Origin of the sequence: Sorangium sp. So ce145 (assembly GCF_051525985.1) — a bacterium.
Taxonomy (GTDB): Bacteria; Myxococcota_A; Polyangia; order Polyangiales; family Polyangiaceae; genus Sorangium; species Sorangium cellulosum_B.
The window spans coordinates 4,378,929-4,392,759 of record NZ_CP150315.1; the positions used below are offsets into that span (position 1 = coordinate 4,378,929).

A 13,831-nucleotide genomic window follows, 5' to 3' on the forward strand; every position below is an offset into this window, starting at 1 on the left:
CAAACCGAAAGGAGCCGCGTGACACGGCGCAAGCAGATCCTGATCGTGGATGACGACCAGGAGATCCGGGAAATGCTCGAGATCACGCTGGAGGAGGAGGGCTATGACGTCCTCTCGGCGAGCGACGGCGAGGCCGCGCTCGCGCTGCTGGAGCGCAACCGGCCGAATCTCATCCTGCTCGACATGCGCATGCCGGTGATGGACGGTTGGGGGTTCGCCCGCGCGTACGCGTCGTGTCCGGGTCCGCGCGCGCCCATCCTCGTGATGACGGCCGCGGTGGACGCCGGCACCTGGGCCCGCGAGGTGGGCGCGTGCGCGTCGGTCGCAAAGCCGTTCGATCTGAACCGCTTGCTCGATTCGATCGCGGCGCACGCGGGGTGCCCGTCCGGCCCGAGCCCTGCCTCCGCCTGAGCGGGTCCGGGCCGGGCGCGGGCCTGGCGCGCGCTTGCGGGGGGCATGCCGGGCGCGAGCCCGGCGCGCTGCCTGAACGAGTTATCTGAGCGGGGTCGCCGGGCGCCAGCCGGGCGTGCTGCCTGAGCGGGTTCATCCCCGGCATGAGCCCGACCGAGGCCGCGGCGGAGCTGCTGAGGGGCTCGGCGGCGGATCAGCCGCCCGTGGCGCGGCGCATCGCGCAGAGGAGGTCGCCGCGGCACGGGTCGGTGGGAGCGCGGCGGTCGGTCGTGTTCGGCGCCGCAGGGGCCGGCTTGGCGCGCGCAGGCGCGGCTGCGCCCGTGGCCCGTACGCGGTGCTCGGGCGCGCGCTGCGAGGCGGCGACGCCGTCGGGCGCGTCGCCAGAGCTGCTGCGCTCGGCAGGAGGCGCGACCGGCGCGCGCTCGGCGGGCGCCTCGACACGCGGGAGCCGCGCCTCGACCGCGCGGGCGGCGGCGGCGAGGCCGGCCGCCGCGCGAGGGCCGGTGGCGGCGGCATCCGGGGCAGAGATGCCCGCCGTGAGGGCCGCGATCGCGGCGGCGCCCGCGAGCAGGACGGCGACCGAGCGGGCGCGCCACGCGCGCGCCGGCACGTCGAGCGCCGGCGCCTCGGGCACGGGTGCGGACGCGGGCGGCTCGCCGAACGGGAAGATCGGCAAGAGGTCGAGGACCTGGGGGCGGGCGCCCTCCTCGCCGGCCTTCAGCGCGGTGAGGTCGATCTGCCCCGAGGACGCGTCGCACGCGTCGCACTCCTCGCTCGCGGCGCGCGCCGCGGGCGGGGTCGTGACGGCGGCGTCCTCCGTGATCGCCGGCGTATCCAGCGAGGGCGCGTCCACCGAGAACGAGACCGATGTGTCTTCTCCGGGGCTGGTGGAGGCGGCTCGCGGTTCGTTCGACCACTCCTCGTGCTGCGTGTACTTCATGGTTGCTCCCGCTTCAGCCGTATCGATCGAGCGCTGGAGTCGCGCGCCTGCGCCGGCCGGTCGGCGTGTCCTTTCGAGATTTGGACATGCACGCGCGCGCGTGCTTGGGCCCGCCGCGCGCCCAGGCCCACGCTGATCGGCGGCGGTCGCCGAGCGCCGCGAGCGATTCCGCCCCGCGCGCGCGCCGGCGTTCGCCGCGCTCGCCGCGTGCCTCGCGTCCGTCGCGCTCGCCGTGTTCGCCGCGACGCACGCGCCTGCTACCGAGGTCGGGGAGCACCTGAAGCGCGCCCGTCGGCGGCGTTCGCGATCTTGCGAGCGGGCTCGTGACGCCCATACTCTGGCCGCTCGGATCGCCGAGGGCGTGCAGCCGGCGCGCCTCATGACCGCGTGCGCTCGGGGAAGTTGGTTGCGATCGGGGCGTTCCTCGTCGAACAGAAGTTCCCACGCAAACGCGAATCGGATACTTGAGGTGAGATGAAACCTACACGGCTCTTCACGGTTCTGGGGGCGCTGATGTTCCCCCTTGCAGTGGCTCTGGTCACCAGCGGGTGCCCCAAGAAGGAAGAGGACGAAGTCCCGCCGGTGCCCTCGGCGCCCGTCGTGCCGACGCCGGCCCCGACGCCGACCCCCACGACGCAGATCGTGCCCGAAGAGGACGCCGGGGCGGATGCGGCGGACGCCGACACGGCGGACGCGGACGCTGGAAAGAAGGTGGTCGGCACGGGCGATCCCAGCGGGATCCGCAAGTGCTGCGCGGCGCTGCGCCAGAACGCGAAGTCGGCCCCGCCCGAGCAGCAGGGCGGCTACCTCGCGGCCGCGTCGGCGTGCGACGGCCTGGCGAACTCGCCGCAGGGGCGGCAAGCGCTCTCGACCCTGCGCGGCCTCCTGGTCGGCGCGCAGATGCCGGCGTCCTGCCAGTAACGGGACGGACGGGAGGGCCACAGCGGTCGGGTGAGCAGGCCCCCGCCCAGCTTGCCAGATGCACCTGGCGAGCTGGGCCGGTCGTCCGGCTGTCGTGAGGGGGTCGGGCGGCCGGAGCCGTCAGCCGTGCACGGAGCCGTCAGCCGTGTACATAGACGAGCGTGCCGCCGCCCTCGATGTTCATCGCTCCGTGCCACTCGGGCGGGACGGCGGGCTCGGTCCACTCGAAGAGCCAGGCCGCGTCGGCAGGGGCCAGGTTGATGCAGCCGTGGCTGCGCGCCTTGCCGAACTCGTCGTGCCAGTACGCGCCGTGCAGCGCGTAGCCCCCGTGGAAGTACTGGGTGTACGGCACGTCACGCAGGTCGAACGCCGCCTCGGACGCCTCGTCATCGCCGTCCATCGTGGTCGAGACGTGCTTCGCGTGGATGTAGAACGAGCCACGGACGGTGGCGTCGGTCTCCTCGGGATCGGCCATGCCGCTGCGACCGCTGGAGATGAGCGCCGCGAACACGGGGCGCGTGCCCTCGTAGGCGACGAGCATCTGGCGGCGGATCGAGATGTCGATCCACTTCTTGCCGGCGCGCGCGAACCCCTGAGGGTCCTTGCGCAGCTCGGCGATGACGAGGTGGTCGGCGGCGAGCCATGAGCCCTCGGTGGTCTCGAGCAGCCCCTTGGCGCCGCCACGCGTGCGGCCGGTGAGCACCCACCCCGAGCGGTGCGGCGCGAGGCCCGCGTCGACGAGCGCGCGGCCCGACGCGGAGGGGCGCTGCCGCGTGGTGCCGTGGACGCGGACGAAGGCAGGGGCGCCCTTCAGGGCGGGATCGGGGCGGGGATCGGTGCCGGGCGGCGGGGGAGGCAGCTCGTCGGCGGGCAGCTCGGCGATGGAGAAGCGCGCGGTGTCGGCCGGTGGAGCGGCGGCGGGCGTCGGGGCGGCAGAGGACGTGGGGGATGCCGACGACGCCGCGGCGGCCGCCGATGCCGTGTCGGAGGCGCTCGCGGGGACCTCGGCGCCCTCGGCGTCGAGATCCTTGATGATCACGCCGCGCATCGCGCTGAGGCGCGCGGGGCGGGTGCGATCGAGCGGGATGAGGTCGAGCTCGGTCGTGAGGCCGAAGCGGCGGTTGGTCCACTCGAAGGTCGTGATCAGGCCGAAGGCGGAGCTCTCCTTGGTGCGGCCCGTGTGCACCGAGTAGTGGAGCTTCTCCTCGGCGCCGTACGGCTTGGGGAGATCCCGGCCGGCGAGGAGGAACTCCGGCACGGGATCGAGCGGCAACGACGAGGGCGCGACAGCGGCGCGGGCGAGGTGGACGCCGAGCTTGGACCCCTCGACGCGGCGCTGATCCTCGACGGTCGGGAGCCGGAAGTAGAGGTGCGGCGGGGGCGAGCCCGACATGACGTAGTGATAAGGCACCGGCGCACCACGGCGCGGGCCGCGCACGGCGGCGGCGACCACCTGGTGCTCGAGCGCGAGCGACGCGCCCTTGCCCACGCAGACGTAACCGCGCGGCGCGATCCGGTACCAGCCGCCGGCACAACCGTCGGTGCCCGCGGGGAGCTCGGCCCGATCGACGACCGCGCCGGCGCGCAGGTAACCGAGCTTCGTCGAGCGCTCGTCGGGAGCGACGTAGATCCAGGTGCGCATCGCGATGCTGGCGATCTTCGCGCCCCGGCCCGGGAGCGTGGCCTCCTTCGAGGACGGTGATGCGGCGGCCGGCGACGCGAGCGACGCAGGGGACACGGCGTCCGGCGCGGCGGACCCAGGAGAGGGAGCCAGCGGTTCGGCCGAGGAGAGACCCGGGACGGCGAGGGCGGCACCGGTGGCGAGCGGGGCGGTCGCGTGGGCGGCGCCGGAGCGGTGATCGTCGGTGGCCCTGCCGGGCGGATCCTGGGACGGAGCGCAGGCCGCGACCGAAAGGACGAGCGGGGAGGCGCCGGCGAAGGCGACAGCGAGAGCGCCAGCGCGGAGCAGGGCGCCGGAGAGCGAGCGGGAGGGCGCCGTGGCGCGAGAGCCGACGCGGGGGCGAGCGCGAGTGCGCGGAGAGCGCTGCGGTGCGGGCAGCGACGCGGGGGCGGAGGCTCGAGCGAGGGAAGGCATCGACGCGAAGGCGGAGGCAGGGAGAGCCAGGCCCGAGGTGCGAAGGCGCGCGGGCCAGCGGGCCAGCGGGCGACGGGAAGCCGAAGCTGGAGCCGCGGGGGGCTGAGCGGGCGAGGTGTATGCTGAACCGAGGGGGAGATGCAATCTCCTGCCGGCGGCGTGGGGGGAAGGAGAGGAGGGAGGCGGGAGGGGAGAGGGAGACGGGAGGGGGAGAGGGAGACGTGACGAGGCTAGCGCTTGACCTTCTTCGCGAGGAGGTCACCCAGCGTGCCGAAGTTGCGAGGCGCAGGCTTGGCGCCCTTGTCGTTGCCGCCGCCGGAGCGCTCGCCCTTGGCGTACGACTCGAACTGGCCGCGCTCCTCGTCCACGCGGAGCGCGGAGATCGAGAGGCGGATCTTGCCGGACTCGTCCACGTTGAGGATCTTCGCCTCGACGTCCTGCCCCACCGTGAAGTGCTTCTTCAGGTCGGCGGAGCGAGGCGTCGCCGTCTCGGCCGTCGGGACGAGGCCGCGGCCCGAGCGGCCCGAGGTGCCCGCGATCTGGACGAAGACGCCGTAACGCTCGACGCCCGTCACCTTGCCCTTGACCCGCGCTCCCTCGACGAGCAGCGGCGCGCCGCCCGCGGCAGGCGCGGAGACCGCGAGCGACGTCCCGCCGTCGCCGTCGTCGCTCGCGCGCACGACGACCGGCGTGAGGCGCACCTGGCCGGTGCCAGCGTCGACGCCGGATACCACGGCCGAGATGCGCGAGCCGACCGTGACCCGGAGGTTGCCGTCGCCGTCGGCGAGCGCGACGCGCTCGAACATGCCCTCCTGCTTGCCGCCAAGATCCGCGAAGACCGCCTCGCGAGCGATCGCGACCACGGTCACCTCGACGGTCTCCCCCGTGTGGTACTGGCGGCGACGCTGCTTGCCAGCTCCTTCGGACTGCTCGAAGAGCGAAGCGAACGATTCCTTGGAGGCGGCGGAAGGGCGTGACGACGACATGGCGCGACCTCATAGCGCGAGGCGAGGGCGCGAGGAAGGCGGCGGTGAGCGGGAAGCGAGGGGAGAGGCGGGAGGAGGGGGAGGGGGCCGAAGCAGGGGCAGGGGCCGAAGGGGGAGGAGAGGGGGACGGGACCGGGGAGAGGACGGGGAGGGCGGAGAGCAAGGAGGCGGCGGGAACGGAAAGGTGGAACCTGGCGGGGGCTTCTGCTAGCTTCGCCGGCCGCTGAATCGGGTCGATAGCTCAGTCGGTAGAGCTGCGGACTTTTAATCCGTAGGTCCAGGGTTCGAGTCCCTGTCGACCCACTAAGTAACTACGCGGAACTGCTGACCTTTCCGACCGGTACCCCCGCCTGTTCCAGGTTTTCTCCACAGACCGCCCCGGCAGGCGGCCCGTCGAGCAGCGCGATAGCGGTCCGCTTCGCGCTCGGCGACAGGTGCATGTAGCCCATGGTCGTCGAGACTCGCGGTGCCCGGCACGCGGGAAGCCTGGCGTGGCCGCCACCGGTCGTGGCGGGCGACAGCGAGCCCTGCGGGGAGCGATGAGGCCGGGCAGGTCCACCCCGCCGAGATCGGGAGCTCGCGCGCAAGGCGACTTGCGGCCGAGGAGCGACGGCGCATTCGCCGGGCACGCTGGCGCTCGGTGAGCCCTTCCCGCTCTTCCCGCTCGACCGTGGGTCCCCCCCGCCCGAAAGGGGGCATCACCATGGTGAGAGAAACGGTTCCGTGGCGTTGCACCATCGCGCTTCTTGCCGTGCTGTCTTCGGGGGCGGGGTGCTCTCAGTCCCCTCCGATCGGACAGCTTCCTGTGAACGCCTCGCAAGAGGCAGCTCCCGTGGCGTCCGGGCAGACCATGGTCATGGGGATGGAGCGCGGGAGCGCGCGAACCCATGCGCCAAAGGCTGCATCCCTGGGCGGGAACGCCACCATGAAAGCGGAACCTCCTGCCGCCAGCACGGATATGCACTGCCCGGGCCAACCATGGAGGCTCCCGCTTCGGCCCCCGACGCTCGCGATGGTGAGTCGATCTCAGATGGACAGCGTCCACCGGCCGATGCGAAACCTCGTCTGCCCAAGCTCTGCGTCCAGAGCTCACACCAGAAGAGCAAGGTGGACTCATTCCACCCATCGAAGGATCTCCTCTCTCTGGTGAAGGCATATGATAAGTGCACCAGCTGCCGTCGATCCAGGGATCCGCGCAGGTCCTCAGACCCGCACGAGGCGATCGAGCAGCCACCCCAGGGTCTCGGCAGGATCGGCGCACAGCCCGGTGTGGGAGGGCGACGGCTGCACGATGGTACTCGACGGGGAGACCAGCCACCCAAACCGCTCCTCCTGAGGGAGCCCGGCGACATAGCCCGAGGCCGGATCGCCGGCGCACACCAGGCGCACAAACTCCAGGTGCTGGCGCACCGCCGGTAGATCGAGGTCCGGCGCCAGGGCGAGCAGGCGGCGATCGTCAGGCTCGCAGCGCACGTCGAGAAAGCCCCGGGAGCGACAGTGGAGCACCACCCCGACGTTGACGCGCTCGCCGCGCTCGATGCGCGGGACCACGCGGAGCACCGCATAGGCGAAGGCCTCGCGGGCCCCGAATCGGCCCGGAGGGCTAGCGCCTGGCCCGAGCATCGAGCGCCTCCTCCACGAATCCCCGCGGCGGAGCGAGGCGGCGGTTCAGATAGTCGGCGTAGGCCGCGCGGCTCTCCTCGGGGTCCGTCGAGGGCGCCCGATCGACCAGCCACGCATCCGGGATCTCCGCGACGATGCCCGCGATCTTCTCGGGCGTGAGCAGGGCGCTCTGCACGGCGTCCGCAGCCGCGATGTCGGTCGCATAGGGGAGCAGTATGTGGCTCTCGATCTGCGGGAAGCGATCGTGGGCCTCGGCCAGGGGATCGACGCCCTCGCTCCAGGCGTGATGGACGTACAGCGCCGCGCCGTGATCGATGAGCCAGAGCTTCCTGTGCCAGAGGAGCAGGTTCGGGTTGCGGGGAGTGCGGTCCATGTTGCTGACGAAGGCGTCGAACCAGACCACGGCCGACGCGAGCGCCGGATCGAGCTTTCCGCCGGTGAACGGCTGGAACGCGAGCGACCCGGGGAGGTAGTCGAGCGCGACGTTCAGGCCGGCGCTCGCCGAGAGTATCTTAGCGATCTCGGGGTCCGGCTCGGTGCGCCCGAACTCCACGTCGAGCTCGATGAGGACGATCTCCGGCACTGGCAGCCCGAGGGCTCGCCCGATCTGCCCCGCGACGAGCTCCGCGATCAGGGCCTTCGGCCCCTGGCCGGCGCCGCGGAGCTTCACCACGTAGAGGCCATCGTCGTCCGCCTCGACGATGGCCGGCACCGACCCGCCCTCACGGAGCGGGGCTACATAGCGGGTCGTGCGCACGGTCCGGATCATTCGGCACCTCGGGAGCGGAGCATATGCGTCTTCCGATCCCTGTCGAATCCATTCACCATTTTTACCTGATCATCCCATGCATCGATGAATGTCGGCCATCCGGGGCCGATCCTACTCCATCGCCAGCGCGGAAGGAAATCAACCTGAAGAGCGCCGGGTCGGTCACGCCGTGCGGAGCTGGCCGATCGTGTCGGCGATGAACCGCGCGGCGCGCAGGAGGCTCGCGTCCTGTCCGTGCTTCCCGACGACCTGCACGCCTACGGGCAACCCGTCCTTGCTCCTGCCGACAGGGATCACGACGCTCGGGTTGCCGAGCAGATTCACGAAGAAGGCGAATCCACCGACCGCGTTCCAGTATTCGACCTTCTTCTCTTTCCCGTTCACCGTCATGGGGACGGAGCGGCCAGTCTTTTGATGGCGGATGGCGACCGACGGAGTCGCGGGGACCACCCAACAATCGTATGCTTCAATGAAGCTCTCGAAGCGCCCCGACAGCTCGCGCTGCTCCGCCTTGAGCCTGGCGTAGCTGCCATCGAGCCCGCCGCGGAACGCCGAGCGCATCCACTCGAACATCCAGAACAAGCGATAGAACGCCGCGTCGGTCTCCTTCGTCTTGAATTCGTACATGTTCAGCATGAAATAGCTCAGGTTCGTCTTCCAGAGATCGAACGGAGAGGCGACCTTCTCGACCTGCGCCGCGCTCCCGCGCAGCGCGTCGAACGCCCTCTCGAGCTCCGCCGTTACCGCGTCGTCCATGGGGAAGGCGAACTCGTGCGTCCACGCGACGCGGGGCGGTGGAGCGCTCGTCGCGGCCGAGCATGACTCGCCGGAGAGCACATCATAGCAGAGCATGAGATCGCGCACCGAGCGCGCGATCGGCCCGATCACCGTCAGGTGATCTTCCCGGCGAGGGGCGGCGTCGAGCGGAAACGCCGGCCCGTCCGACGGCACCTTCCGCAGCGACGGCTTGAAGCCGTAGACGCCGCAGTAGCTCGCGGGCACGCGGATGCTCCCGCCCGTGTCGGTCCCGATGCCGAGCGCGGAGAGCCCGAGCGCCACCGCCGCGGCCTCGCCGCCGGAGCTGCCGCCCGACGTCCGCGTGTTCTCCCACGGGTTGTTCGTGGTCCCGAAGATGGGGTTGCTCGTCTGCAGGTCGCCGCACAAGGTCGAGCAGTTCGTCTTGCCGATCACGATCGCGCCGGCCTCCTGGATCCGGTCGATGGCAGCTGCGTCGCGCTCCGGGACGAAATCGCGGAGCCGCTCGTGGCCGGCGGTGGTCCGGAGGCCGGCGGTGTGCAGGGCGTCCTTCACTGTCACCGGGACGCCGTGCAGCGGTCCGACGGCCTCGCCGCGCGCGAGCGCGAGGTCGGCCGCGCGTGCTCGCGCGCGGGCGCGCTCCTTGTCCAGCGTTACGATCGCGTTGACCGCGCCGTTCAGCCGCTCGATGCGCGCATAGCATGCCTCGACGACGTCAGCGGCGGAGAGGCTCCGCTGCCGGATCGCCTCCGCCAGCGCGGAGGCGTCGTAATTTACCAGATTGTCCGCAAGCGTCATCGGCCCGGACCCTTTCATGCGTGGTGGCTGAAATATCGAATCGCCTCTTCCACGTCATGGACGAAGAAGATGTGTTGCCCTCGATTGCACTCGGCGATGAAGGCGTGAAGGGTGTCGCCGGGGTATTTCGAGAAATCGCCGAGGATCGCGACGCGGATACGGTAGTTGACGAAGATCTGCAAGAGCTCACCTGCGATCCCGGTCTTCAGGCGGAAGAAGTCGGGGTCGAAGCAGGTCTCGTCGATCGCGATGCCGGCCACGTCGGTGTAGCCGTGCCCCACCATCACGTCGAGCGCGTCCTGCCGTGCGCGGATGGGCTTGTCCGTCGAGGTGACATGGACGATCCGCAGCGAGCCTCTCTCGATCAACTCCGTTCCCATATCGATATCTCCTTCGGCGGTGCCCTAGGGGCGAGCGATCCCCTCGGGCAGCTCGCGCTCGATGCGCCGCTCGAACTCCTTTTCGCCGAGCTTGCCGCGCAGATCGAGGAGCCGCGTCCGCAGGCGCTCGACGAACGGCGCCTGCTGCGTCTCTAGGGCGCGCGTCCACAGCGCGCAGTAGTCGCGCAGAGCGTCGGCGTAGCTCCCCTGCTCATAGCGCACGTCGGCCTGCAGCGCCTCGAGCGAGTCGCCGAACCGCTTCGCGTCATCCATCGCTTTCAGTCGGTCCAGCGCCGACTGCGCGCCGGCGAAGGCGCCCCGCGCGGCGCGCGCCACGGCGACGTCGAAGAGCTGCTGCGCCTGGAACCCGGGCGGCGCGTCCGCGTACGGGATGTCGTGGAGGATCTCGTCCTCGAGACGCAGCGCCGCCCCCGCGTCGCCGAGCTCGACGTGACAGCGCGCGAGCGACCTGAGCGCCTGAACGGCGGCCGGCCACGCCCCGATGCGCTTGTAGAAGCGGTGAGCCTTCTCGTCGACGGCGATGGCCGTCGCCCAGTCCTGCCGGGCGCGGTAGAGCGCGTCGAGGAAGGTGGCGACCTGCTGGAACTGGCGCGCGCGGCGCAGCTCGATGGGCTCCGGCAGCGCGTCGAGCCACCGCTGCCAGGCGGCGGCCCCCTCGCACAGCGCCCGGTCGGCAGCGGCGCCGCTCGCGCCGAGCGCCTGTAGCGCGACGACCAGCCAGGCCAGCGAAGCCTCCGGCGGCGCCTCGCCGTCCACGTCGGGCACAGGCGACCGCTGCACGAGGCGGAGCGACCACGCGGCGCCCTCCGCTCCGAGCTGGGCCTGGCGCAAGAGCTGGTTGAACGCGTGCATCACGCCGAGGAAGCCGCGGAGATCGCCCGCGAACCAGAGGCGCTCGAAATGCGCGACCCAGTGCCGCCGGTTCATCAGGAGATAGTGCGTGAGCGCGGGGTTGGCCCGGCCCTGCAGGTGCGCGCTCAGGATCCGCAGCCCCTCGCAGAGCGTCTGGCTGAGCTCGAGCTCCGCGTCGGCCGAGCCGCCGTCCCAGCGCTCGCTTCGGCCGGCGAGCTCCAGGAAGGCGCGGCACCGCGGGTCGATCATCCGGCCGTGCGGGAGTCGCACGAGGAACCCACGCCGCTCCCACAGCGCGAGCCCCTGGGAGAAGACGGCGGACTCGTCGCCCAGCCGCGCCAGGAGCCTCTTCGCCGGCGCGAACGGCGTCTTTTGATCGACGGCCACCATCAGGATCTCGAGGAGCAGGCCGTCGACCTGCGCGCACGCGAGGAGCAGGCTCCTCCAGGGCTGCGGCATCTCAGCCCACTGCCACCCGTAGAACGCCTCGACCGGGGCGTGCCCCGTCGGGACGCGCGATCGTACCCCGTCGGCGACGCCCCTCACCGAGCCGTCGCGCAGGAGGCGGACCGCGCGCTCGAGGAGGAACGGGTGGCCTCGCGTCGCCGCGAGGAGCGCGGGCCAGTCCGCGTCGCGGTCCCGGCCCTGGAGGTCGCGCGCGCGGAGCTCGTCGGCCGCCAGCGCCTGCTGCTCGTCGGCGGAGAGCGGAGCCACCGGGAGCTCGACGAAGTCCGGCGCGAGAGCGGCGGCCTTGGTCGCCCCGATCGTGACCACGACGTGTCCGGCCGCGAGGAGCTCGCGGACGAACTCGAGCAACGGGCCGGCGGCTGCCCCCGGCGCACCGTTGGCGCGATGGGCGGCGCGATCCACGTCGTCGAGCGCGAAGCAGCAGCGGAGCTTCGCGAGCGCGACCCTCGTCTCGGCCTTTCGATCTGGCGCGAGCCCGAGGACCGGCGCGATCATCTCGAGTATGTCGTCCACCGAGTACGGTTCGGCGCCAAAGTCGAAGTAGAAGGCGAAGTCGACCGCGTCGCGCTGCGCGAGGTACAGCGCGACGCGGTGCGCGGCGTGAGACTTGCCGGCGCCGGGCTCGCCCGTCAGCGCGATCGCGCGCCGGCCCCGGGCGATGGCGCCGAGCGCGGCGACCGCGACGCCGTCGCCGGCGTGCCGGAGGAGGGGCGGCAGGAGCGTCGCGTGAAAGCCGAGCAGACGGCGCCGTGCGCGCGCGAGCGCCTGCGATTCTTCGAGGCTCGCGCGCGCCTGCGCCTGCGCGAAGAACGAGACGGACTGCCCGCCGTAGTGGACGAGCAGGGGCCAGGCGTGGAACGGGCGCGGCTCCGACGTGAAGCGCGATGCCTCCGCGCGCTCGCAGAGCGCGCGCCGGGCGTCGACCACCGCCTCGCCGAGCGTGAGGCCCGCGGCCAGGCGCGTGTAGACTTCCTGGAAGCATCGTCCGCTCGTCCACGGATCGGCCGCGTACGCCGCGGCGATGACGTTGCCGAGGGACGCGTCGCGCGCGGCGCTCGCGACGGCGCTCACCGCCGCGGGCACAGCGACGGGGTGGGCGCCGTCGAAGGCTCCGCGGGTGTCGACCGCGAGCGCCGCCACCTTGCTGCGCACGAGCGCCCAGGCGAGCTCCGCCACCGCCACGCGCTCGAACGGGCCGTCGGGCCCGCCGAGGAGCACGCTGGCGATGCCGCCGTCGAGGACGATCGGCCCATCGTAGTGGAGGACGTGCACCGGGCGCCGGCGATCGACGAGGCGCGCCTGGAGCTCGGCCCAGCCCGCGGGGAAGATCTCGTAGTCGACGGCCCCCTCGGCGCCGAGCGACTCCGCGGCCCACTCGAGCGCGTGGCTCGAGGCGAACGGCAGGAGATCGCGGAGAGCCCTCGACACGACGTGGAGGATCCGCAAGGGCGCGTCGGGCGGGGGTTGCGGCGCCGGCGCGTCGCCCCGCATCTGCGCCTTCAATGCGGCCACCGCCTCCGGCTCCGGCGGCGTCACGCCCAGCTCGTAGGCGATCTGAGAATCGTCCTCCGAGCGCCCTGCGCGATGAAAGCGGCGGACGAAGTGCGCCGCCAGCGTCGACCACGGCTGGTCGGCGCCCGGCAGCACCATGAGCTCCCACGGCGCCGCGAGGAACGAGGCGCGCGACGACTCGATGAGGACGCCGACGCGGCGCGGCTCGCGCTCCCCGATCGCCGAGGCGAGCGCGGCGGGGCGCTCCTCGCCGTTCGCGAGGCGCTCGCCCATCGCCCGCCCTACGTCGGCGATGGCGCTCGCGACGCCGCGATCGTCGGGCGGCAGCGCCGTGGTCTGGGGATACTCCGCGAAGTACCAGGCGAGCCGTGCGTCGAGCTCGGCGCCGGCGAGCGCGGCGTTCGCCGAGGCGGCGAAGGTCTCCTTTCCCGCGGGGCGTTCGATCGAGATGTCGATCGCGTCTTCCCGCTCGCCCGCGCCGGGCCTGTCGACGATTCTCACGTGCATCTCGTCCTCGATGACCTAACGATCGCGGGGCTCGCCGGGCGCTACGCTCCGAAGCGGGACTTGATCCGCTCCCGGACCTCGGGGTGATGAAAGGTCTGCTCATGCATGGCGACCTCCATGTCGGCGACCACGGGGAGCCGTGCTCGGAGATCGGCGACCAGGTGGCTCTTCAGGATGACGAGCGAGCGGCGCGGCTTCTCCGCGAGCTGTCGCGCGAGCTGGTACGCGTGCGGCAGCACCTCCGCCCTCGGCACGACCGGGAACGACACGCCCCGCTGGGCCAGCTCGGCGCCCCGGTAGCTCCCCGCCGTCATGAGCATCTCCTGCGCCAGCGGGAGGCCCAGCTTCTCGCGCAAGATGAGCGTCGAGCCGAAGCCGGGCGTGAATCCGTATTTCATGAAGTTGGCGGTGTAGACGCTCTCGCGGCTGAGGACGACGAAGTCGGCGAACAGGCCGAGCGCGAAGCCGCCGCCGATCCCGTGCCCTTGCATGGCGGAGATCACCGGCACCTCGCAGGCGAGCGGGAGGTGGTAGATCGGCGTGTCGGTGAACTTCCCCTGCCCACCGGAGAGGCTCAGGAGCCCCTCCTGCGTGCCTCCCGAGCAGAAGTAGGTGTCGTACCCGGTGACGACGACGACCTTGCAATCCGGATCGGACGCCACGCGACGGAACGCGTCCACCAGCCCGGCGCAGATCCCCTCGGAGAACGTGTTCTTGTACGTGCGATCTTCCATCTTGATCTGCACGATGGAAGGCTCGACGGTCGTGAGGTGAACGACGGGCGTTGCCATG

General features: G+C 71.8%; 11 protein-coding genes and 1 tRNA gene. 3 read left to right on the top strand and 9 right to left on the bottom strand.

What is annotated here, in order from left to right:
* Positions 1 to 18 precede the first annotated feature (18 nt).
* A complete protein-coding gene (locus WMF34_RS16485; protein ID WP_231864879.1) occupies positions 19 to 411 on the top strand; it encodes a response regulator in 393 nt (130 codons plus the stop codon).
* A gap of 193 nt (positions 412 to 604) precedes the next feature.
* Here the strand turns inward: WMF34_RS16485 and WMF34_RS16490 are convergent, their stop codons facing one another.
* Positions 605 to 1,351: a hypothetical protein gene (locus tag WMF34_RS16490; protein WP_437993855.1), complete on the bottom strand. Its 747-nt coding sequence runs from the start codon at positions 1,349 to 1,351 to the stop codon at positions 605 to 607.
* 474 nt (positions 1,352 to 1,825) lie between these two features.
* Here WMF34_RS16490 and WMF34_RS16495 point away from each other — a divergent pair, with 474 nt between their 5' ends.
* Entirely contained in the window at positions 1,826 to 2,272 is a 447-nt protein-coding gene (locus WMF34_RS16495) for an acyltransferase (RefSeq protein ID WP_231864880.1), read from the top strand.
* A 139-nt stretch (positions 2,273 to 2,411) separates the two neighbouring features.
* Here WMF34_RS16495 and WMF34_RS16500 read toward each other — a convergent pair whose 3' ends face one another.
* Complete coding sequence (locus WMF34_RS16500; RefSeq protein WP_012235803.1) at positions 2,412 to 4,010, bottom strand: L,D-transpeptidase; 1,599 nt, start codon at positions 4,008 to 4,010, stop codon at positions 2,412 to 2,414.
* A gap of 587 nt (positions 4,011 to 4,597) precedes the next feature.
* On the bottom strand, positions 4,598 to 5,353 hold the full coding sequence (locus WMF34_RS16505; protein WP_012235804.1) for a S1 RNA-binding domain-containing protein: 756 nt from the start codon (positions 5,351 to 5,353) through the stop codon (positions 4,598 to 4,600).
* Between the two features lie 230 nt (positions 5,354 to 5,583).
* Between WMF34_RS16505 and WMF34_RS16510 the strand changes: the two genes are divergently transcribed.
* Positions 5,584 to 5,656, top strand: a tRNA-Lys gene (locus tag WMF34_RS16510).
* Between the two features lie 900 nt (positions 5,657 to 6,556).
* Here the strand turns inward: WMF34_RS16510 and WMF34_RS16515 are convergent.
* The 6 genes from WMF34_RS16515 to WMF34_RS16540 form a co-directional block, all read right to left on the bottom strand.
* Entirely contained in the window at positions 6,557 to 6,976 is a 420-nt protein-coding gene (locus tag WMF34_RS16515) for a DUF3037 domain-containing protein (protein WP_044965056.1), read from the bottom strand.
* Complete coding sequence (locus WMF34_RS16520; RefSeq protein ID WP_012235806.1) at positions 6,957 to 7,745, bottom strand: HipA family kinase; 789 nt, start codon at positions 7,743 to 7,745, stop codon at positions 6,957 to 6,959. Before WMF34_RS16520 ends, WMF34_RS16515 begins: the two co-directional genes overlap by 20 nt.
* A 162-nt stretch (positions 7,746 to 7,907) precedes the next feature.
* Complete coding sequence (locus WMF34_RS16525; protein WP_012235807.1) at positions 7,908 to 9,299, bottom strand: amidase; 1,392 nt, start codon at positions 9,297 to 9,299, stop codon at positions 7,908 to 7,910.
* Positions 9,300 to 9,313: 14 nt separating this feature from the next.
* A complete protein-coding gene (locus WMF34_RS16530) occupies positions 9,314 to 9,679 on the bottom strand; it encodes a DUF4180 domain-containing protein (protein WP_012235808.1) in 366 nt (121 codons plus the stop codon).
* A gap of 24 nt (positions 9,680 to 9,703) precedes the next feature.
* Positions 9,704 to 13,039, bottom strand: a complete 3,336-nt coding sequence (locus tag WMF34_RS16535) for an NACHT domain-containing protein (protein ID WP_437993856.1) — start codon at positions 13,037 to 13,039, stop codon at positions 9,704 to 9,706.
* Positions 13,040 to 13,080: 41 nt separating this feature from the next.
* Positions 13,081 to 13,830: a polyketide synthase gene (locus WMF34_RS16540; protein WP_012235810.1), complete on the bottom strand. Its 750-nt coding sequence runs from the start codon at positions 13,828 to 13,830 to the stop codon at positions 13,081 to 13,083.
* Between the last annotated feature and the right edge of the window lies 1 nt (position 13,831).